Consider the following 20,373-nt stretch of genomic DNA (forward strand, 5'->3'; position numbering starts at 1 on the left):
CGGCCCGCCCTCTCCCGGGCGCGGCCGCCGGCCCGGCGGGCCCAGCCCCACCCGGAGGTCCTGCCGTGCACCTGCACCTGCCCCGCCTGCCCGTCCCCGCCGTCCTGCTCTCGCTGGTCTACCTGGCGGCGGTCGCCGTCGCGATCAGCGCGCCCGGGCAGCACGCCCTCGCCGGCCTTCTCGTGCTGACCGGCCTGGTCGCCCGCTGGGTCGTCCGCGCCCGCCGGTCCGGGCGCGCGGCCGCCCCGGTCGCGCTCGCCGTCGCGGGCACCACCACCGCGGTCGACGCCGTCCTGCCCGCCGACCCCGCCGCGGCGACGGCCCACGCCACCGCCGCCTGACCACACCACCAGGCCACGCCACCGCCGCCTGACCAGCCTCGCCGCACCGCCGCCGTCCTCGCCGCACACCGCGAGGGCGACGACCGCACCGCGAGGTCGACGCCCCGACGCACGAGGCGCGCGCCCCCGACCGGGGACGCGCGCCTCGCAACTGAATGGAACCGGCCTCGTTGCAGGGTCCCGCGGCGAGCGTGCGAGCCGTGGGGGGCAACGAGGTCCTTTCAGTGCTGGACGGCCTTCTCCGCCCCGATGCCGGTGAGTGCCCGCACCTCGAGCTCGGCCCACTTCGCCTCGTTCGGCTTCTCCTTGGTGAGCACGGTGCCCAGCCAGCCGAGGAGGAAGGACGCCGGGATGGAGACCAGGCCCGGGTTGCGCAGCGGGAACCAGGCGAAGTCGACGCCGGGGAACATCGACGTCTCGGCGCCCGAGACCACCGGGGAGAAGAGGATCAGCCCGATGCAGATGATCAGCCCGCCGTAGATCGACCACAGCGCGCCCTGGGTGGTGAACTTCTTCCAGAACAGCGTGTAGAGGATCGTCGGGAGGTTCGCCGAGGCGGCCACCGCGAACGCCAGCGCCACCAGGAAGGCGATGTTCAGCCCGGCGCGCAGCGCCAGGATGCCCAGCCCGATGGAGACCGCGCCGATGACGACGGCGGTGATCCGGGCGACCTTGACCTCGCCGTTCGCCGGGACGTCGCCCTTCTTGATCACCGACGCGTAGACGTCGTGCGCGAAGGACGCCGAGGCGGTGATGGTCAGGCCCGCGACCACCGCGAGGATGGTCGCGAAGGCGACGCCGGCGATGATGCCGAGCAGCACCGTGCCGCCGAGCTCGAAGGCGAGCAGCGGGGCGGCGGCGTTGACCCCGCCCGGGGCGGCGACGATGGTCTCCGCACCGACCATGGCGCCGGCGCCGTAGCCGATGATCAGGCTGAACAGGTAGAAGATGCCGATCAGCCAGATCGCCCAGACCACCGAGGTCCGCGCGGCCTTCGCCGTCGGCACGGTGTAGAAGCGCATCAGCACGTGCGGCAGGCCGGCGGTGCCGAACACCAGGGCCAGCGCCAGGCTGATGAAGTCCAGCCGGGTGGTGTCGCTGACGCCGTACTGCGCGCCGGGGTTGAGCACGCCCGTGGTGCCGGCCCGATCGGCGGCGCCACCCAGCAGGGCGGAGAGGTTGAAGCCGTAGTCGGCGAGCACCCACAGCGTCATCACCAGCGCGCCCGCGATGAGCAGGCTGGCCTTGATGATCTGCACCCACGTGGTGCCGCGCATGCCGCCGACGAGGACGTAGAAGATCATCAGCGCGCCGACCACCGTGACGACCAGCGCCTCGGCCACCGGGCCGCTCACCCCGAGCAGCAGGGCGACCAGGCCACCGGCGCCGGCCATCTGGGCGAGCAGGTAGAACAGCGAGACCGCCAGCGTCGAGATGGCGGCCGCGGTGCGCACCGGGCCCTGCCGCATCCGGAAGGCCAGCACGTCGGCCATGGTGAAGCGGGCGGTGTTGCGCATCAGCTCGGCGACCAGCAGCAGCGCCACGAGCCACGCCACCAGGAAGCCGATGGAGTAGAGGAAGCCGTCGTAACCGTAGATGGCGATGGCGCCGGCGATGCCGAGGAACGAGGCCGCCGACAGGTAGTCGCCGGCGATGGCCAGACCGTTCTGCTGGCCGGTGATGGTGCGACCGGCAGCGTAGTAGTCGGCGGCGCTCTTGTTGTTGCGGCTGGCCCGGAAGGTGATGGCCAGGGTGATGACGACGAACGCGCCGAAGATCGAGATGTTGATCGCCGGGTTGCCGATGGTGGCGTCGGCGGCGAGGAGGTCAGGCACGGGTGGCCCCCTGGGTGCGGGTGTCGCCGGCGGGCGCGCCGGGCGCGTAGTCGTGGGCCTCGAGGCGGTCGCGCATCTCGTCGGCGATGGGGTCGGTCCGCTTGTTCGCGTGCGCCACGTAGAGGTGCGTGATCACGAACGTGGTCACGAACTGGCCGAGCCCGAACAGCAGGCCGACGTTCACGTTGCCGAACACCTGGGTGGACATGAAGTCCGAGGCGTACGTCGACAGGAGGACGTAGAGCAGGTACCAGACGAGGAACGCCACGGTCATCGGGAAGGCGAAGCTGCGGAAGCGCTTCTTCAGCTCCACGAACTCCGGCGAGTCCTGCGCGGCGCGGTACTCCTCGGGCGTCAGCAGACGCCGTTCCTGTGGATCGGTCAAGGTTCGAGCTCCTGGTTCGATCGAGCGGGGCGTCGAGATGCGGGCAGTCGGGGACTGTGAGCCCTGTCACGGTAGGGCTGGGGATCCCCACGGGGCGCCGGTCGCGCCGCCGCTGCGCCGAGCGGTGAGCAGGAGTCGTCGTACGGCAGGTCCGGCGAGACGAGCGGTCGCGCGGTCGCACCACGGCACGGCGCAGGCGCACGGTGCTCGGCGCGGTCCGGCCGCACCGGTCCCGTCCCTGCGCGGGCTCGCCGAGGTCAGCGAGCCGGTTCACCGCGGCAGGATGCCGCGGTCGAGCTGCACCGCCTCGGGAGCGTGCAGCCGGACCATGGTCCGGGCGGTGTGCCGTGGCACCCGCCGGGAGGTGGCCAGGGAGACCCCCACCATGGTGAGGAAGGCCAGCGGGACGGTCCACGCCGCCGGCTGGGCGAGCAGCGCGCCCGGCCAGCCCGTGGGGGCCATGCCGAGCAGGGTGGCGATCACCGCCGCGCCGGCGCAGCCGCCGCCGACGAGCATCCCGGCGATCGCGCCGGCGTCGGTCAGCCGGCGCCACCAGATGCCGAGCACGAGCAGCGGGCAGAAGGTCGAGGCGGCGAAGGCGAAGGCCAGCCCGACCGCCTGCGCCACGCCCACCCCCTCGGTCAGCAGGGCCAGGCCCAGCGGGACGAGGACGGCGACGACGGCACCGGCCTGGAAGGCGCGCACCCCGCCGAGCCGGCGGCCCAGCCCGTCCTGGCTGATGACGCCGGCCACCGCGACGGTCAGCCCGGACGACGTGGACAGGAACGCCGCGAACGCCCCGGCGGTGGTCAGCGCCGACAGCAGCTCGCCCAGCGTGCCGGCCAGCATCCGGGACGGCAGCTCCAGCACCACCGACTCGGTGTCGCCGCTGGCGATGAGATCCGGCGCGTAGAGCCGGCCCAGCCCGCCGTACACCGGCGGCAGGAGGTAGAAGAGCCCCAGGAGTGCCAGCACGAACAGGGTCGTGCGCCGCGCCGCGGCCCCGTCGGGGTTGGTGTAGAAGCGCACCACGACGTGCGGGAGACCCATCGTGCCGAGGAACGTGGCGAGGATGATCGAGTACGTGGTGTAGAGCTGCTGATCGCCGGTCCCGGCGAGCGGCGACTCCCAGGAGTCCCCGGGCGTGGTCCCGGTCGAGGCGGGGGACACCCCGCCGTCGCCGAGCCAGATGGTGACCATGAACAGCAGCGGGAACAGCAGCGCGGTGAGCTTCAGCCAGTACTGGAACGCCTGGACGAACGTGATGCTGCGCATGCCGCCGAACAGCACGTTGACCAGCACCACCGTCGCGACGAGCACGCCGCCCAGCCACGGCCCGGTACCGGTGGTGGCGGCCAGTGCGAGGCCCGCCCCCTGGAACTGCGGCATGAGGTACAGCCAGCCGATGGCCACGACGAGCAGCGCGGACAGCCGGCGCACCGCCCGCGACTCCAGCCGGCTCTCGGCGAAGTCGGGCAGGGTGTAGGCGCCGGAGCGGCGCAGCGGCGCGGCCACGAGGACCAGCAGGACGAGGTAGCCCGCCGTCCAGCCGACCGGGTACCACAGCATCTCCGTGCCGAACGCCAGCACCAGGCCGGCGACCCCGAGAAAGGACGCCGCGGAGAGGTACTCCCCGCCGATGGCCGAGGCGTTCAGCCCTGGCCGCACGGTGCGGGAGGCCACGAAGAAGTCGCTGGTGGTGCGGGAGAACCGCCAGCCGTAGGCGCCGACCGCCAGCGTGGCCACGACGACGGCCGTGACCGCGACGACGCTGTAGCCCGCGGCGCTCACGACCGGCCGCTCGCCGGCCGGGGGGTCACGACCGGTCCAGCACGTCGGTGAAGGCGCGTTCGTTGCGCTCGGCGGCCCGGACGTAGAGCCAGCCGATCGCGAACAGGAACGGGTAGACGGCGAACGCCAGGAGCAGCCACGGGAGCGGCACGGCGAGCACTTCGACCGTGGACAGCTCGGGCGCGAGCCAGAACAGCAGGGGGATGCCGCCGACCACCACGGCGAGGGTGGCGAGGGCGAGCAGCGCCAGCCGGAGCTGGGAGCGCAGCAGCGAGGACATGTACACCTCGCCCAGGGCGGTCTGGGCCTCGATCTCGCGGGCGACCGGGACCCGCTGCACACGTGCGGCGCCGGTCCGCGGGCTGGTGACGCGCACCCGGCGGGGCGAGGTGTCCGGCACCGTTCAGCCCCGGCCCTGCGTGCCCGGCCGGGCGCGCCGCACCAGGAGGTCGCGCAGTTCCCGGGTGTGCCGCCGGCTCACGACCAGCTCCGTGCCACCGACGACGACCGTGCACCGCCCGGCGTCCATCCGGACCTCCTCGACGTGCTGGAGCGCGACCAGCAGCGACCGGTGGATCCGCACGAAGCCGGCGTCCTTCCAGCTCTCCTCCAAGGTGGTCAGCGGCACGCGGACCAGATGGCTGCCCGACGCGGTGTGCAGCCGGGCGTAGTCGCCCTGCGCCTCGACGTACCGGACGCTGGAGCGCGGGACGAACCTCGTCACACCCCCCAGTTCCACGGCGATGTCGTCGTCCACCGCCACGGGTCCACCGGCCCGCGCGCCGACCACCCGGCGGACCGCCTCGGACAGCCGGTCGTCGCGGACGGGCTTGAGGACGTAGTCGACGGCGCCGAGCTCGAACGCGTCCACCGCGTGGTCGTCGTAGGCGGTGACGAAGACGACCGGCGGCGGCGCCTTGAACCGGGAGAGCACGCGCGCCAGGTCGACCCCGCTGAGCCCGGGCATCCGGATGTCGAGGAAGACGGCGTCGACCGCCCGCTCCTGGAGCAGGCGCAGCGCCTCCGTGGCCGAGTCGCTGGTCAGCACGGTCCCGATCCGCCCGTCCCGCTCGAGCAGCCAGCGCAGCTCCTCGAGGGCCGGGCGTTCGTCGTCCACCACCAGGACGGTCAACCGGTCTGCGGTCACGGCACCTCCTCGCCGGCGGTCGTCGGCGTCGTGACCGACGGTGCCCTGCTCATGCGTGACCTCGCCAGCTCGGTGCCCTGCTCATGCGTGACCTCGCGAGCTCGGTCACGAGCCCTCCTCGCTGGCGCTCGTCGGCGTCGTGACCGACGGTGCCCTGCTCATGCGTGACCTCGCGAGCTCGGTCACGTGTGCACCCCGGGCGCGAACTTGGGGACGCGCACGATGACCTTCGTCCCCGCGCCAGGGGCGGTCTCGACGACCAGACCGTAGTCGTCCCCGAACGCGGTGCGCAGCCGGGCATCGACGTTGCCCAGCCCCACCGAGTCGACCGAGATGTCACCGGCGAGGGCCCGCCGCACCTTCTCCGGGTCCTCGCCGATCCCGTCGTCCTCGACCGAGATCAGGCACTCCCCGGCCTGGTCGGCGGCGATGATGGTCACGGTCCCGGTGCCCGGCTTGCGTTCCAGACCGTGCCGCACCGCGTTCTCCACGAGCGGCTGCAGGCAGAGGAACGGGACGGCGACCGGCAGGACCTCCTGCGCCACCCGGAGCGTGACCTGGAGCCGGTCACCGAACCGCGCCTTCTCCAGCACCAGGTACCGCTCGATCGACCGCAGCTCCTCGGCCAGGGTCGTGTACTCACCGTGGTGGCTGAACGAGTACCGGGTGAAGTCGGCGAACTCCAGCAGGAGCTCCCGCGCCCGCTCGGGGTCGGTCCGGACGAACGAGGCGATGGCGCCCAGCGAGTTGTAGATGAAGTGGGGGCTGATCTGCGCGCGCAGCGCCCGGACCTCGGCCTCCATCAGCCGCGTCCTCGAGGCGTCGAGCTCCGCCAGCTCCAGGTTCCCCGACACCCAGCGCGCGACCTCGGTGACGGCCCGGACGAGCCCGGCGGAGGCCGACGAGGTGAACGCCTGCAGGGTGCCGACCACCCGGTCCTCCACCACGAGCGGGCTGATCACGACCTGCCGCAGCCCGCAGCCGGCGTCCGAGCAGGCGAAGTCCCTGCGGTCCCGGACCACCGTGCCACCCGACTCCAGGACGATGCCGGCGAGGGCTGCCGCGTCCGGTTCGTGGTGGCCGAAGCGGCCGTCCCAGGCCAGCGTCGTCACGGTGTCGGTCAGCGCGACGGCCGGGACCCCGAGCAGGTCCCGCAGGTGCCGGATGGCGCGGCCGGCGGAGCCGCTGGTCAGGCCCTCCCGCAGCTCCGGCGCCGTCAGGGAGGCCGAGTGGAGGGTCCGGAAGGTCGCCTGCTCCGCCTCCGTGCCGAGGTGACCGGGGCGCAGCCAGCGCAGTGCGTCGCGCATCGACGGGATCTCCCTCCAGGCAGCCCGGCCGACCGTCGGACCGTGGGCCAGCGAACCGTAGATCCTGGCGGCACGAGCACATCGGCGAACCGCGGAGCATCCCCCGGGGCGGGGGTTCCGCCCCGGCTCACCCCGCCGGCAGCTGCTCCCCGCACCGGGGGCAGCCGGTGGGCGGGTCCTCGTCGGCCAGCCCGCCGCAGGCCGGGCACACCCGGCACATCCAGCACGCCGGGTCGCCGCCGTCGTCGGGCACCGACCTCGTCCGGTCGTCGTCGTCCACGCGCCCTCCCAATGCGACAACTCTGTTGCGGCCCGCCCGCCGAGGGGTGCAGGTGCCGGATCGGGGGTAGCCAGCGACGGTCGTACGAAATCCCCTCGGAAGGACCAGGATGACCCGCCGCACGCGCAGGAACGCATTCGCCACCCTGCTCCTCGCCACCACCCTGCCCCTCGCCGCCTGCGGTGGGGGAGGCGGCGCCGACAGCCCGGGGGTCGACGAGCTCGACAACCCGCTCGACGTGCCCGGCGACGAGGTGATCGGCGGCAATCCCGGCCCCGACGAGGCCGTGACCGAGGACATCAAGATCACCGCGGTGGGGCTCGCCTACCCGGACGACGGCGTGTGGGAGCAGGGCGAGGACGTCCGGCTCTACGCCGCCATCGCCAACACCGGGACCACCGGTGACCAGCTGGTCGAGGTCCGCGGCGAGGACTTCGCCGGCGCAGAGCTGATCCCGCTGGACGGTGCCGCCGGCACGATCGAGGTCCCCGAGGAGGACAACGTCTACCTGGAGCCCGAGGGCCCGCCGTCGGTGATCCTCACGGACCTGTCGACGGACCTGCGCTCGTCGCAGTCGATCCCCGTCACCTTCGTCTTCGAGCAGGCCGGCGAGGTCACCATGGAGGCGCCGGTGGTCTCCGAGCCTCCCGGCCAGGGCGACTTCGAGGCTCCGGAGGACCCGACGTCGGAGAACTGATCCCCCCGCGGGACGACCCGCGGATCATCCCGAGGGGCGACGAGGCGGGCGACCGCGGTCCCTAGGCTTCCGCGCATGGAACGGTCGCCCGCCGTCGAGCGCCTGGCCCCGTGGCTGCGGGACCGGCCGTTCGTCGTCGACGCCGGGCTGGCCGCGCTCATCGGCCTGGTCACCGTCGTCCTGCCCGCCGGCACGTACTGGTCCAGCGAAGGTGCCTCGTTCGTCGTGGGCGTGCTGCTGGTGGCGCCGCTGGCGTGGCGCCGCCGTGCGCCGGTCCCGGCCGCGGCGGTCGTCGTCGCGGCCGGGCTGCTCGAGCTGCTGGTCTCCGACCAGTTCCTGGCGGCCAACTACGCGGCGCTGGTGACGGTCTACTCGCTGGCTGCCTACGCCCCGCGCTGGGCCGGGCAGGCGGGCCTGGCCGTCGGGCTGGTGGGTGCGGTCCTCGCGAGCCTGCGCTACTACTCCACCGGCCTCTTCGACGCGGTCTTTCCTGCTGGCTCCATCGGCGTGGCGGTGGTCGCCGCCTGGGCGCTGGGCGACCTGCGGCGCGCGCGCCTCCAGCGGCTGGCCGCGCTCGAGGAGCGGGCGCAGCTGCTGGAGCTGGAGCGCGACCAGGAGATGCGGCTCGCCGCGACGGCCGAGCGGGCCCGCATCGCGCGCGAGATGCACGACGTCGTCGCGCACTCCCTGTCGGTCGTCATCGCGCAGGCCGACGGCGGCCGCTACGCCGGCAAGGCCGATCCGCAGGCCGCCACCGACGCGCTGGAGGCGATCGCCGCCACCGGCCGGCAGGCGCTCACCGACATGCGCGCCTTGCTCGGCGTGCTCCGGGACGGCGGCGGCGAGGAGTACGCCCCGCAGCCCGACGTCGCCGCGATCCCGGCCCTGGTCGAGGACGTGCGGGGCAGCGGCCTGGACGTCGACCTCATCGAGGAGGGGACGCCGCAGCCGATGCCGGCCGGCCCGCAGCTGGCCGCCTACCGCATCGTGCAGGAGTCGCTCACCAACGTGCTCAAGCACGCCGGCCCGGCCGGGCGCGCGTGGGTGCGGCTGCAGTGGCGGCCCGACACGCTGGAGCTCTCCGTCCTCGACGACGGCCGCGGCGCCGCGGCCGCGGTCACCGGCTCCGACGGCCTGGGCCAGGGGCTCCGCGGCATGCGCGAGCGCGCCCAGCTGCACGGCGGCCGGCTGGAGGCCGGGCCCCGGCACGGTGGCGGTTTCGGCGTGCACGCCGCCCTGCCCTACCGTGCAGGCCGATGAGCGCGATCCGGGTCGTCCTCGTGGACGACCAGCAGATGGTGCGGGCCGGGTTCCGCATGGTCATCGACTCCCAGCCCGACCTCACCGTGGTCGGGGAGGCCGGCGACGGCGCGGCGGCGGTCGAGGTGCTGGCCCGGACCCCCGCCGACGTCGTCCTCATGGACATCCGCATGCCCGGCACCGACGGCATCGAGGGCACCCGGCAGGTCACCGCGCTGCCCGAGCCGCCGCGGGTCGTCGTCCTCACCACGTTCGACCTCGACGAGTACGTGGTGGCCGCGATCGGCGCCGGGGCCAGCGGCTTCCTGCTCAAGGACGCCGCGCCCGAGGAGATGCTCTCCGCGATCCGCACCGTGCACGCCGGTGACTCGGTGATCGCGGCGAGCTCCACCCGCCGGCTGCTGCAGCACGTTGCGCCCATCCTGCGGGGCGGGGCGGCTGTCGCACCCGCCGGCGCCGACGACGGCGCCCTGGGCGAGCTGACGCCGCGCGAGCGCGAGGTGCTCGAGCAGATGGCCTACGGCGCGACCAACAGCGAGATCGCCGCGCACTTCTTCGTCAGCGAGGCGACGGTGAAGACCCACGTCGGCCGCGTGCTGGCCAAGACCGGCTCGCGCGACCGGGTGCAGGCCGTCGTCCTGGCCTACCGCACCGGGCTGGTCGCCCCCGCGGACCTCCTCCGCAACGCCTGAGCCGGCGCCGACCGACTCACGCCGGCCATCCGGCACCAGCCGACCAGGTGACCCTCCAGGCGGTCTGCCCCTGAGTGCACCTGCACTCAGAGGCAGAGCGTGCCGAGGGGACCACCTGCCAGGGCCGGTAGGCCCGGCGACGGCCGGGACTACGCACCGGGACAGCGATTGTCCCCGCCGCTGTGCTCCTGGCACACCCGCGGCCGGCCCTCCTCCGGCTGGTCCGGGACGGCCGGTGCCGCCAGCCAGTGCACCCCGACCCCGACGACGAGCGCCGCCGCCACCCCCGCACCCGAGACGGCGAGCACGAGCCGGCGGCGCCACCACAGGCCGAGCACCACACCCACGCCCGCCAGGCAGGCCGCCCGCATCGCCAGCGCGAGGACGTGCTCCCGCAGCGCCTCCCGCCCGGACGACGGCGTGGTGTCCGTCCAGGCGAAGATGCTGTCGGCAGCCCAGCCCCACAGGTCTCCGGCCAGCGTCCACGCCCCCTGCACCGCCGTCCACAGGTAGGCGAAGGCGACCACCGCGAGCGCGGCGCGCTGCCAGATCGCCGGCCGCTCTGCGACGTCCGTGCCGTCCACCGTCACCCCCGGCTGTTCCGCAGTGAGCAGCTCACCGAAGCCCGGCCGATCCGGAACTCCGACCGGAGGATGACACGCCATCCACCTCCGGGTGCAGCAGCGCCCGCGGGAAGACCCGTCCGCGCTCCGACGCGGGGGGACGCCGCCGGGCGGGAGCGTGATCACCGTCGATGAAGTCCGTTCCCGGAGGTGCGCAGTGCCCGTCCCCGTCATGACCGTCCCCGGCGAGCCGCCGGCGTCCCTCGCCGGCGCCGCCGTCCGCGCCGCCGGCCTGCGCAAGACCTACGGCGGCGGCGAGACCGCCGTCCACGCGCTGGCCGGCGTCGACGTCACCTTCGCCCGCGGCGGGTTCACCGCGATCATGGGCCCCTCCGGCAGCGGCAAGTCCACGCTGATGCACTGCCTGGCGGGGCTCGACAGCGCCACCGCCGGGCAGGTGTGGCTCGGCGACACCGAGCTGACCAGCCTCCGGGACGACGAGCTCACCGGGCTGCGCCGCCAGCGGATCGGGTTCGTCTTCCAGGCGTTCAACCTGCTGCCGGTGCTGCCGGCGCGCGAGAACATCGTGCTGCCGATGCAGCTGGCCGGGCTGCGCCCCGACCCGGTCTGGTTCGACGACGTCGTCGCGCGGCTGGGGCTGCGCGAGCGCCTCGGCCACCGCCCGCACGAGCTCTCCGGCGGCCAGCAGCAGCGGGTGGCCATCGCTCGCGCACTGCTCCCCCGCCCCGACGTCGTCTTCGCCGACGAGCCCACCGGCAACCTCGACTCCCGCAGCGGCGCGGAGGTGCTCGGCCTGCTGCGCTCCAGCGTCAAGGAGACCGGCCAGACCGTCGTCATGGTCACCCACGACCCGTCGGCCGCCGCCTACGCCGACCGCGTGGTGCTGCTGGCCGACGGCCGGCTGGCCGGCGAGCTCAGCGATCCGACCGCGGCCTCCGTGCTCGACGCCCTGCGCGGGTTGGGGGCCTGACGTCGTGCGCGCAGTCACCCTGGCGAGCATCCGGGCGCACCTGCCCCGGCTGATCGCCTCCACCCTGGCGATCGTCATCGCCGTGGGCTTCGTGGTCGCCACGCTGGTGCTCAACGAGACCTCGCGCACCACGGTCCTCGAAGCCGTGGGCGCCCCGTACGTCGGCTCCGACGCGGTGGTCACCTCCGACGACGGCTCCGGCCTCGACGACGAGCTGGAGCGCATCGCGGCGCTGGACGGCGTCGCCGCGGTCGACGCCACCTGGGAGACCGGCGTGCAGGCCCTGCTGCCCGGCCGCACGGGCCTGCAGTACCTGCTCGCCGAGTCGGTCGCCGACGCGCCGGCCCTCCGCTGGCAGTCGATGGCGGACGGCGCGCTGCCCGACGCGCCCGGCGAGATCGCGGTGAGCGAGCGCACCGGCGCCGCCGTCGGCGACACGGTCGACCTCACCTTCTTCGCGCCCGACGGCGCCGAGCGGGACGCGTCCGTCACGGTCACCGGCGTCGTGGACCTGGGCGGGGACCCGACGGCGGGCATCTACGGCCGCATCTGGGGCACCGCCGACCAGCTGCGCACCTGGGGCGCCGTGGACCCGGTCGAGCTCCGGGTGGCCGGGGCCGACGGCGTGCCGGCCGGGGACGTGGTGCAGCAGGTCGGCGCCGCCCTGGCCGACCGGCAGGTCGTGGTGCGCACCGGCACCGGGCAGGCCGAGGAGGCCGCCACCCGGCTGACCGGCGACACGATGGCGCTCACCGCGGTGCTGCTGGTCTTCGCCACGGTGGCGGTGCTGGTGGCGGGCCTCGTCATCGCCAACACGTTCGCCGTCCTGCTGGCCCAGCGGACCCGCGAGCTGGCGCTGCTGCGCTGCGTGGGCGCGACCGCCCGCCAGGTGCGCCGCAGCGTGCTGGGCGAGGCAGCGCTGACCGGCCTGGCCGCGTCGGTCGTCGGCGTCCTCGCCGGCATCGGCCTGGCCGCCGGGGTGTCGGCAATCGCCGAGGCCGCCGACTCCCCGGTCCCGCTCTCCGGCCTCTCCGTGCCGCTGGTCGCCGTCGCCGCCGGGCTGGCCGTCGGCACGGCCACCACCCTGCTCGCCGCGCTCGCCCCCGCCCGCGGCGCCACGAAGGTCGCGCCCCTGGCCGCGCTCCGGCCGGCCGACCCCGCGCCGCTGAGGTCGCGGAGCGGCCTGCTGCGCCTGGTGCTGGGCCTGCTGCTGCTCGTCCCCGGCGTGCTGCTCATGGGGGTCGGCGTCGCGCTGGCCGACGTCCTGATCGCGCTGCCGGGCGGGGCGCTGAGCTTCCTCGGCGTCGTCCTGCTGGCCCAGCGGGCGGTGCCCCCGGTGGTGGGCGCCGTCGGCCGGCTGACCGCCCGCCTGGGTGGCGTGCCCGGGCGGCTCGCCTCCGGCAACGCCACCCGCAACCCCCGGCGGACGGCGGCGACGGCGACCGCGCTGCTCATCGGCGTCACCCTGACCACCGCCATGGTCGTCGGCGCGGCGTCGACGCGGGCCACCGCCCAGGCCGGCCTGGCCGCGCAGTACCCCACCGACGTGATCGTCCAGGGCGACGGCGCGATGCCCGCGTCGCTGCCGGGCCGGCTGGCCGCGGTCGACGGCGTGGTGGCCGCGTCCTCCCTCACCGCGGCGACGGCGACCGGGCCGGACGGCGAGGAGACGATCGTCGCCGGGCTGGACGCCGCGACCGCGGCGCCGGTGATGCGCTCCACCGCCGACGTGCCGATCCCCGCGGCCGGCGAGGTCGTGCTGCCGTGGTGGACCGAGTCGAGCTGGGAGGTGCCGGCAGGCGATCCGGTGACCTTCACCGCCGGCGACCGGACGGCGACGTTCACCGCTCTGTACGGCGACGTCGACCGGCCCACGTTCCCCGCCGCCGAGCTGGCCCGGCTCGCGCCCGAGGCCGCTGTCGACACCGTCTGGCTGCGGCTGGCCGACGACGCCGACCACACGGACGTGATCGACGAGGTCACCGACGTGGCGGGCGCCGCGATGCCGTTCGCCTTCGTCACCGGGCTGGCCAGCGAGCGTGCCGCGATCGACTCGGTGCTCGACGTGCTGCTGCTCGTCGTCACCGGCCTGCTGGGCGTAGCGGTGGTGATCGCCCTGATCGGGGTGGGCAACACGCTGGCCCTGTCGGTGGTCGAACGGCGGCAGGAGAACGGCCTGCTGCGGGCGCTGGGCCTGACCCGGGGCCAGCTGCGCGGGCTGCTCGCCTGGGAGTCCGCCCTGGTGGCGGGCGTGGCCGCGGTGCTCGGCGTGCTGCTGGGCAGCGTCTACGGGCTGATCGGCGTCGCGTCGGTGCTCGGCTCCTACGGCGAGCTGGTGCTGAGCATGCCGTGGCTGCAGGTGGCCGCGATCGTGCTGGTCGCGACGGCGGCCGGGCTGCTCGCGTCGGTGCTGCCGGCCCGGCGGGCGGCGCGGACCCCGCCGGTGGCCGCCATCGCCGGCTGACCGGCTCGATCGTGCAGCGTCCTCCCTCAGCGCCCACGGTGAGGGAGGACGCTCCACGGTGAGGTCGGACAGACGTCGCTGTCCTCACAGCCACCGTCCATCTCCGGCTGGGATGCTCGAACCGTGCCGTCCCGCATCGCTCGCCGCACCGCCCTCACCGCCGCCCTGCTCGCCGGCCCCGTGGGCTGGGTGGCCACCGCCGCCTGGGGCCTGCCGACCGCGCTGGGGGCGCACCGCCGCCGGCTGCGTCCCGTGGTCGCGGGCTCGCCGCAGTTCTCCGAGGGCAAGTTCCACAACCGGATGCCCACCCCCGCGCTCTCCCCCGCCAACACCCGCGACGGGCTGCTCCGGCAGTGGCACGAGGAGCGGTACGTCGGCCTGCCGGGCGCACCCATCCCGCTGGCCCACGCCGACCTCCCGGACGACGCCGCCGAGCTCGCCGTCACCTGGTTCGGCCACGCCAGCGCGCTGCTGGAGATCGACGGACGGCGGGTGCTGCTGGACCCGGTGTGGGGGCACCGCGTCTCGCCGTCGCCGATCATCGGTCCCACGCGGCTGCACGAGCCCCCGATGGCGCTGGAGGAGCTGCCGCCGGTCGACGCGGTGCTCATCTCGCACGACCACTACGACCACCTCGACCTGCCCACGGTGCGGACCCTGCTGCGCACCCAGCGCGCACCCTGGGTGGTTCCCCTCGGCATCGGCGAGCACCTGCGCAAGTGGGGCGTGCCCGAGGAGCGGATCGTCGAGCTCGACTGGGACGGCGAGCACCGCATCGGCGACCTGGCGCTCACCTGCACCGAGGCGCGCCACTTCTCCGGCCGGTACTTCCACCGCGACACCACCCTCTGGGCGTCCTGGGTGATCGCCGGCCCCCGGCACCGGGTGTTCTTCGGCGGCGACACCGGCTACACCCCGGCGTTCGCCGGCATCGGCGCCCGGCTGGGCCCCTTCGACCTCACCCTGTTGCCGATCGGCGCGTACAACGACGCCTGGCACGCCATCCACATGGACCCGGAGGAGGCGGTCCGCGCGCACGGCGACCTGGGCGGGCGCGTGCTGCTGCCGGTGCACTGGGCCACCTTCAACCTGGCGTTCCACCGCTGGGCCGAGCCGGTGCAGCGGTTGCTGGCCGCGGCGGGCGCCCGCGGTGTCGACGTCGTCGTCCCGCAGCCGGGCGAGCGGGTGGACGTCCTCTCCCCGCCGCCGTCGCGCGACTGGTGGACCGCGGTGGGCTCGGCCGATGCCGCCGCGCACCCGGACGACGCCGGCGTCGGCAGCAGCGTCCTCGTCCGCGCGCTCACCCGCCTGGTCTCGTTGCTCCCGGGCTGAGCTTCCTCGGGCGGCGACGACCGTCCTCCCTCACCGCGCGGCGTCCTCCCCCACCGCCCACCACGAGGGAGGACGCTCGATGATCAGGTCGGCTGATCATCGCCGGCACCGCAGCCGGTCAGCGCAGCAGCTTCGACATCCGCCGGTCGGCCAGCGGCTTGCCCCCGGTCTGGCAGGTGGGGCAGTACTGCAACGAGGTGTCCGCGAAGCTGACCTCGCGCACCGTGTCGGCGCAGACGGGGCACGGCAGCCCGGTGCGCGCGTGCACCTGCAGCCCCGAGCGCTTCTCGCCCTTCATCGTGGCGGCCCGCTGGCCCACCTGGCGGCCCAGCGCACCGGTGAGGGTCGCGCGCACCGCGTCGAAGAGACGGACCAGGTCGTCGTCGGTCAGCTTGTCGGCCATCTTGAACGGCGAGAGCCGGGCGGCGTGCAGGATCTCGTCGGAGTAGGCGTTGCCGATGCCGGCGACCAGCGTCTGGTCGGTCAACGCCCCCTTGAGCTGCCCCGACCGGCCGGCCATCAGCCGGGTGAAGGTCTCGCGGTCGACCTCCAGCGCGTCCGGGCCGAGCCGCGCGACGCCGGGCACCTCCGCGGGCGACCGGACGACGTAGACGGCCAACCCCTTGCGGGTGCCCTGCTCCGTGAGGTCGAACCCGTTGCCGTCGTCGAGGTGCACGCGCAGGGCCAGCGGGCCCTTGCCCGGCTTGGGCGGAGCCGAGGGCAGGTTCTCCCGCCAGTGCAGCCAGCCCGCCCGCGCGAGGTGGACGACGAGGTGCAGCCCGGAGACGTCGAGGTCGAGGAACTTGCCGTGCCGAGCGGCCCCGGTGATCTCCAGGCCGGCGAGCGCCGACAGGGGCGGGTCGAAGGTCTTGATCGCCTGGACGGCGGCGAGGTCGGCGCGCGCCAGCACGTGGCCGACGGCGTTCTCGCGCAGGAACGCCGCCAGCGCCTCCACCTCGGGCAACTCGGGCACCCGATCATGATCCACCGGATGCGGCCACGGCGCGGCCCCCGATCGGTGGACCCCGCCGCCAGGCCCCGCACCCGGCGGTGTGACGACGGCGGTCTTGCGGTGGTGCGACGACCGCATGACGCCCGCGACGACCTGGTGGAGACCCTGTTGCGGCGGCCTCCGGGGCCCTCGCGGGCGAGTAGACCTCCGTTCGGAGGCCCGCTCCGCAGGGGTGCGGGCCCCGACGGATGGAGACCATCGTGAGAAGGATCCGACTCGGTTCCCTGGCGGTCCTCGCCGGCGTGATCGCGCTGCTGGTCGGCCTGATCAGCCCGGCGTCGGCCGCGGGCTCGGCCACCGCGCCGTACTGCGGGCTGGTGTGGGGCTCGCTGCCGGAAGGCAGCTCGGCGACCACCGCCGGCCTGACCGTCACCGACGTCCGCGCCGGCCGGCACGCCTGCTTCGACCGCCTGGTCGTCGACCTGCACGGTCCCGCGGCGGCGACCGGCTACTCGGTGCGGTACGTCGACGCGGTGCACCAGGAGGGCACGGGCGACGTCGTCCCGCTGGCGGGTGGCGCGGCGCTGCAGGTCGTCGTCCACTCCCCCGCCTACGACGGGTACGGGCGGGCCACCTACCTGCCGCCCAGCCGCAGCGAGGTCGTGGACGTCGACGGCTTCCGCACCCTCGAGCAGGTCGCGTGGGCCGGCTCCTACGAGGGCCGCACCACCCTGGGCGTCGGCACGCGGGCCCGGCTGCCGTTCCGCACCTTCACCCTGATCGGCGCCCCTGGTGACGACGCGGTCCGCCTGGTGATCGACGTCGCCCACCGCTGGTGACCGGTCCCACCCCCGCGGGGGCCTGCGCGCCGGGGCCAACCGGTGCGCAGGCCCCTGTTCCACGGACCGCGCCACCGCGGGGGTGATCCCGGCGTCGTGGGTCTCTGCCCCGTGGGGGTGGGCAGAGACCGACTGCACGAGGACCCGAGGACCGGGGCGGCCGCGCACCCTCGGACCAGGTGCCGCCACGAGGCTCACCCCTGGTGGAGCACCTCGACCACGACCCGGTTCGGGCTCTGCAGCCGGTAGACGCGGAACGGGCGCTCGCCCGCGGTGCCGAGGAACGACACCATCTGCCCCTCGAAGATCGTGTCCAGCACGACCTCCTGCACGGCGGCACCGCCCACGGGCACCGGGTCGGGCCCCTCGTACGGGGCGACCCCGGTGTCCCCCGGCAGCCCCACCCCGGTGAGCACCAGCCGGAGGACGGCGTCCCCGGCGACGTCCACCGCGAGACCGCTCCCCGCCGACCGGGCGTCGGGCACGTAGCGGGCGTCCCACCCCGGCAGCCCCGCGCCGCCCACCTCGAACACCACCCGGTCGAAACCCTCCTGGCGGCCGACGCGGACGTCGGTCACCGTCACCGCGGCTCCGGGTGAGGCCGCGGCCGTGTCGGGCCGGGTGTCGGCGACGAAGGGGGGCGGCACCGTGGGCACCGGCCGCGGCGCGGTCGTGCCGGACCCCGACGTCGTGCCGGGCGGCGGGACGGTGGTGGTGGGCACCGGTGAGGCGGCCGGCGGCGACTCCGGGGGCGGGCTGAGGAAGACGGCGTAATCGGCCGGCAGCAAGGGCGCGTCCGTGAGGGCCCCGGAGGGCAGCGGCGCCTCCACCGGCTCGCCGTCGCTGGTGAGCAGGACCGCCTCGACCCCCGGCAGGCTCGCCGCGGTGAGCACGAGCTGCGCCACGGCACGGCGGTTGGACGACAGCGGCGCCACCCCGGAGAGGTCGATCGTCGCCGTGGCGCCGTCGATGGCGGCCGTCAGCGCAACCCCGGACGGGAGGGCCGTGGACAGCCCCTGGACCCGCTCCTCCTCGGTCGGGCCGGCGGCCAGCGCGGTGAGCAGCTCCGCCAGCCGCTCCTCGGGGGACCCGGTGCCGCTGTCCCGGGCGCGGGGGACGAGCGCCCCGTCCGCGCCGACGAGGTAGGCCCAGCCCGCCTCGTCGGCGGGGACGGCGGACGGCGCGGCCGTCGGCGGGGAGGTCGGCGCGGCCAGCCCGTAGGGGACGTCGGCGGGCGCGATCGTCGAGGGGCCGTCCCCGGTGGGCACCCCGCACGCCGCCGTCACCGCGAGCACGGCGCCCAGCGCGCCCGCGCGCCGGAGCCGGTTCACGTCCGCGCCGCCGGCAGCGAGAGGACGAAACGCGCTCCGCCCTGCGGGCTCGGGGCGCACCACGCCGCGCCCCCGTGCTGCGCGGTCGTCTCGGCCACGATGGCCAGCCCCAGCCCCGCCCCGGGCACCGAGCGGCGCGCCGAACCGGGGGCCCGGGCGAAGCGCTCGAAGATGCGTTCCCGGTCCAGCGAGGCCACGCCGGGGCCGGCGTCGTCCACGGTCACGACCACCGAGCCGTCGCAGCGCTCGACCCCCACGCGCTCGGCCCCTCCGGCGTAGCGGTCGGCGTTGTCCAGCAGGTTGCGCACGGCCCGCTCCAGCCGCGACTTGTCCCCGAGCACGGTGGTCTCCGGCTCGGGGCCGGCCGCCAGCAGGCCGAGCGGGCGGCCGGTCCGCTCGAGCACCTCCCGCACCAGCGCCGTCATGGACACCGGGACGGCGTCGGGGGCGTGGCCCGCGCCGTCGAACCAGGCGAGCTCCAGCAGGTCGTCCAGGGTCACCCGCAGGCGGGACACCTCGCCCTCCACCAGGTCCAGGGCCTGCTGCGCCCGCGGGGGGAGCTCCTGGCGCCGCGTGGCCAGCACCTCGACGCTCGTGGTGAGGCTGGTCAGCGGGCTGCGGAGCTCGTGGCTGACGTCGCCGACGAACCGGGCGTCCCGCGAGATCCGGGCGGCGAGGGCGTCGACCATGCTGTTGAAGGCCGCCACGATGCCCACCAGGTCGGGGTCGTCGGTCGGCGGGAGGCGGGTGGAGAGCTCACCCCCGGCGATGCGGGTCGCGGCGCCGGCGACCTGCTCCAGCGGGAGCACGGCGCGCCGGCTGGCCCACGCCCCGAACCCGGCGCCGGCCAGCGTCGCCGCGACCGCCCCGGCGCCGAGCACGAGCCCCAGCGTGCGCAGCAGCGCCTCCAGGTCGTCGAGCGGCGCCACCTCGTAGAACTCGACGCCGGCGCTCACTACGGGGACGGCGACGACCAGCCGCGGCCCGTCGGCGGTGTCGATCCGCAGCGACCCCGCCGCACCCCCGGCCACCACCTCCTGGAGGCCGGCCGGCACGTCGCGCCCGCCGACCTCCAGGCTGGAGGAGTACCACTCGTCCCCGCTGCGGACGACGACCTCCGCGTCGCCGAACGGGACCAGCTCGCCCAGCACGCCCCCGACGTCGGCCCCGGCGGCGGACAGCCGGGTGCGCAGCACCTCGGCATCGGCGAACGCCTGCTGGGTGAGCGCCTGCTCGCGCTGCTCCACGACGAAGCTGCGGGCCAGCAGCCACGTCGTCGTCACCAGCACCGCCGAGACCAGCAGCGTGCTGGCCGCGAACCCCAGCACGATGCGCCCCCGCAGCCCCCGTCGCCCCGGGGCCCGCCTCACCAGCGGCTCACTGCAGGTCCAGCCGGTAGCCCAGCCCGCGCACGGTGACGACCAGGCGCGGGTTGCCCGGGTCGCGCTCGACCTTGGTCCGCAGCCGCCGCACGTGCACGTCGACGATCCGCTCGTCCCCGAAGAACCCGTGCTCCCACACCCGCTCGAGCAGCGCCTGGCGGCTGAAGACCCGGCCCGGCGCGGCGGCCAGCTCGCACAGCACCCGGTACTCGGTGAGCGTGAGCGGCACCAGCTGGTCCCCCCGGTAGACGGTGCCGCTGGCCTCCCTCAGTACCAGCGGCGCCCGGGGGTCGTGGTCGAGCACGACGCCCGGCCGGGTGGCCGCGGCCGGGGCGCCCGCCGGCACCACGGCGGTCCGGCGTCGCAGGGCGCGTAGCCGCGCGGTGATCTCCTTGATCTGGAAGGGCTTGGTCACGTAGTCGTCCGCGCCCGCCTCCAGAGCCTCGACGATGTCCTGCGTGTCCGCGCGGGCGCTCACCACGACGACGGGCAGGTCGTGGGCCCGCCGCACCTCGCGGATCACGGTGAAGCCGTCCACCGACCCGAGCATCAGGTCGACGATCATCATGTCCGGCGCGGCGATGCCCACCATGCGGACGGCGTCCTCGCCGGAGGCGGCCTCCGCGACGTCGTACCCCTCGTCCTCCAGCGCCCAGCGCAGCGCCGTCCGGATGGAGTCGTCGTCCTCCACGATCATGATCCGCAGCGACACGCGCACATGCTGCCACCGGGAGACCGCGGCCCAGCCCCCGCCGGTCACCGTCATCCGATCGCAATGCAGTGA

20 protein-coding genes are annotated in these 20,373 nt (G+C 75.1%); 8 read left to right on the forward strand and 12 right to left on the reverse strand.

The genetic code is table 11. The features are described 5' to 3' along the window. Positions 1–65 precede the first annotated feature (65 nt). Entirely contained in the window at positions 66–341 is a 276-nt protein-coding gene (locus BMW62_RS17425; RefSeq protein WP_244524119.1) for a hypothetical protein, read from the forward strand. Between the two features lie 221 nt (positions 342–562). Here the strand turns inward: BMW62_RS17425 and BMW62_RS17430 are convergent, their stop codons facing one another. From BMW62_RS17430 to BMW62_RS22770, 7 genes are all read right to left on the reverse strand, one after another. After that, positions 563–2,176 carry a solute symporter family protein gene (locus BMW62_RS17430; RefSeq protein ID WP_170852448.1) on the reverse strand — a complete coding sequence of 538 codons (1,614 nt, stop codon included), beginning with the start codon at positions 2,174–2,176 and terminating at the stop codon, positions 563–565. Continuing rightward, positions 2,169–2,561 (reverse strand): DUF485 domain-containing protein, encoded by a 393-nt coding sequence (locus BMW62_RS17435; protein WP_091933497.1) that lies wholly within the window; start codon positions 2,559–2,561, stop codon positions 2,169–2,171. Before BMW62_RS17435 ends, BMW62_RS17430 begins: the two co-directional genes overlap by 8 nt. Positions 2,562–2,831: 270 nt before the next feature. Beyond that, complete coding sequence (locus tag BMW62_RS17440; protein ID WP_091933500.1) at positions 2,832–4,352, reverse strand: sodium/solute symporter; 1,521 nt, start codon at positions 4,350–4,352, stop codon at positions 2,832–2,834. A 25-nt stretch (positions 4,353–4,377) separates the two neighbouring features. After that, complete coding sequence (locus BMW62_RS17445; protein ID WP_091933502.1) at positions 4,378–4,752, reverse strand: hypothetical protein; 375 nt, start codon at positions 4,750–4,752, stop codon at positions 4,378–4,380. Positions 4,753–4,755: 3 nt separating this feature from the next. Next, positions 4,756–5,499, reverse strand: a complete 744-nt coding sequence (locus BMW62_RS17450) for a LytR/AlgR family response regulator transcription factor (RefSeq protein WP_091933505.1) — start codon at positions 5,497–5,499, stop codon at positions 4,756–4,758. A gap of 182 nt (positions 5,500–5,681) precedes the next feature. Next, positions 5,682–6,806, reverse strand: coding sequence for a histidine kinase (locus BMW62_RS17455; protein ID WP_091933508.1), 1,125 nt, complete (start codon positions 6,804–6,806; stop codon positions 5,682–5,684). Positions 6,807–6,933: 127 nt separating this feature from the next. Then, the gene (locus BMW62_RS22770; protein ID WP_170852443.1) at positions 6,934–7,086 is read right to left on the reverse strand and encodes a hypothetical protein; all 153 of its coding nucleotides are present in this window, start codon (positions 7,084–7,086) and stop codon (positions 6,934–6,936) included. Between the two features lie 109 nt (positions 7,087–7,195). Between BMW62_RS22770 and BMW62_RS17460 the strand changes: the two genes are divergently transcribed. From BMW62_RS17460 to BMW62_RS17470, 3 genes are all read left to right on the forward strand, one after another. Further along, on the forward strand, positions 7,196–7,783 hold the full coding sequence (locus tag BMW62_RS17460; RefSeq protein ID WP_091933510.1) for a copper chaperone PCu(A)C domain-containing protein: 588 nt from the start codon (positions 7,196–7,198) through the stop codon (positions 7,781–7,783). Between the two features lie 75 nt (positions 7,784–7,858). Then, positions 7,859–9,043 carry a sensor histidine kinase gene (locus BMW62_RS17465; protein ID WP_091933514.1) on the forward strand — a complete coding sequence of 395 codons (1,185 nt, stop codon included), beginning with the start codon at positions 7,859–7,861 and terminating at the stop codon, positions 9,041–9,043. Next, positions 9,040–9,735, forward strand: a complete 696-nt coding sequence (locus BMW62_RS17470; RefSeq protein WP_091933516.1) for a response regulator — start codon at positions 9,040–9,042, stop codon at positions 9,733–9,735. Before BMW62_RS17465 ends, BMW62_RS17470 begins: the two co-directional genes overlap by 4 nt. A gap of 149 nt (positions 9,736–9,884) precedes the next feature. Here BMW62_RS17470 and BMW62_RS17475 read toward each other — a convergent pair whose 3' ends face one another. Then, entirely contained in the window at positions 9,885–10,319 is a 435-nt protein-coding gene (locus BMW62_RS17475) for a hypothetical protein (protein WP_139206300.1), read from the reverse strand. A gap of 211 nt (positions 10,320–10,530) precedes the next feature. Between BMW62_RS17475 and BMW62_RS17480 the strand changes: the two genes are divergently transcribed. From BMW62_RS17480 to BMW62_RS17490, 3 genes are all read left to right on the forward strand, one after another. Then, positions 10,531–11,289, forward strand: coding sequence for an ATP-binding cassette domain-containing protein (locus BMW62_RS17480; RefSeq protein WP_091933594.1), 759 nt, complete (start codon positions 10,531–10,533; stop codon positions 11,287–11,289). A 4-nt stretch (positions 11,290–11,293) separates the two neighbouring features. Continuing rightward, positions 11,294–13,753, forward strand: coding sequence for an ABC transporter permease (locus BMW62_RS17485; protein ID WP_091933521.1), 2,460 nt, complete (start codon positions 11,294–11,296; stop codon positions 13,751–13,753). Positions 13,754–13,876: 123 nt separating this feature from the next. Further along, positions 13,877–15,085 carry an MBL fold metallo-hydrolase gene (locus tag BMW62_RS17490; protein WP_211435181.1) on the forward strand — a complete coding sequence of 403 codons (1,209 nt, stop codon included), beginning with the start codon at positions 13,877–13,879 and terminating at the stop codon, positions 15,083–15,085. Positions 15,086–15,203: 118 nt separating this feature from the next. On the opposite strand, the gene BMW62_RS17495 is transcribed toward BMW62_RS17490, so the two are convergent. Beyond that, on the reverse strand, positions 15,204–16,058 hold the full coding sequence (locus tag BMW62_RS17495) for an Fpg/Nei family DNA glycosylase (protein WP_091933525.1): 855 nt from the start codon (positions 16,056–16,058) through the stop codon (positions 15,204–15,206). A 239-nt stretch (positions 16,059–16,297) separates the two neighbouring features. On the opposite strand from BMW62_RS17495, the gene BMW62_RS17500 reads away from it, so the two are divergent. Further along, positions 16,298–16,876: an AMIN-like domain-containing (lipo)protein gene (locus tag BMW62_RS17500; RefSeq protein ID WP_244524120.1), complete on the forward strand. Its 579-nt coding sequence runs from the start codon at positions 16,298–16,300 to the stop codon at positions 16,874–16,876. Between the two features lie 194 nt (positions 16,877–17,070). Here the strand turns inward: BMW62_RS17500 and BMW62_RS17505 are convergent, their stop codons facing one another. Genes BMW62_RS17505 through BMW62_RS17515 form a run of 3 tightly spaced genes read right to left on the reverse strand, consistent with a single transcriptional unit; the run spans position 17,071 to position 20,301 of the window. Continuing rightward, on the reverse strand, positions 17,071–18,207 hold the full coding sequence (locus BMW62_RS17505; protein WP_170852449.1) for an AMIN-like domain-containing (lipo)protein: 1,137 nt from the start codon (positions 18,205–18,207) through the stop codon (positions 17,071–17,073). Beyond that, complete coding sequence (locus tag BMW62_RS17510) at positions 18,204–19,577, reverse strand: sensor histidine kinase (RefSeq protein WP_244524121.1); 1,374 nt, start codon at positions 19,575–19,577, stop codon at positions 18,204–18,206. Before BMW62_RS17510 ends, BMW62_RS17505 begins: the two co-directional genes overlap by 4 nt. A gap of 7 nt (positions 19,578–19,584) precedes the next feature. Continuing rightward, on the reverse strand, positions 19,585–20,301 hold the full coding sequence (locus tag BMW62_RS17515) for a response regulator transcription factor (RefSeq protein WP_091933600.1): 717 nt from the start codon (positions 20,299–20,301) through the stop codon (positions 19,585–19,587). Positions 20,302–20,373: the final 72 nt, after the last annotated feature.

It is taken from the genome of Blastococcus sp. DSM 46786, assembly GCF_900109665.1.
In the GTDB taxonomy this organism is placed as follows: domain Bacteria; phylum Actinomycetota; class Actinomycetes; order Mycobacteriales; family Geodermatophilaceae; genus Blastococcus; species Blastococcus carthaginiensis.

Excerpts from the sequence above, each read along its gene's own strand:
- BMW62_RS17455 (WP_091933508.1), bottom strand. The coding sequence starts at position 6,806 with ATGCGCGACGCACTGCGCTGGCTGCGCCCCGGTCACCTCGGCACGGAG.
- BMW62_RS17460 (WP_091933510.1), top strand. The coding sequence starts at position 7,196 with ATGACCCGCCGCACGCGCAGGAACGCATTCGCCACCCTGCTCCTCGCC.
- BMW62_RS17465 (WP_091933514.1), top strand. The coding sequence starts at position 7,859 with ATGGAACGGTCGCCCGCCGTCGAGCGCCTGGCCCCGTGGCTGCGGGAC.
- BMW62_RS17470 (WP_091933516.1), top strand. The coding sequence starts at position 9,040 with ATGAGCGCGATCCGGGTCGTCCTCGTGGACGACCAGCAGATGGTGCGG.
- BMW62_RS17480 (WP_091933594.1), top strand. The coding sequence starts at position 10,531 with ATGACCGTCCCCGGCGAGCCGCCGGCGTCCCTCGCCGGCGCCGCCGTC.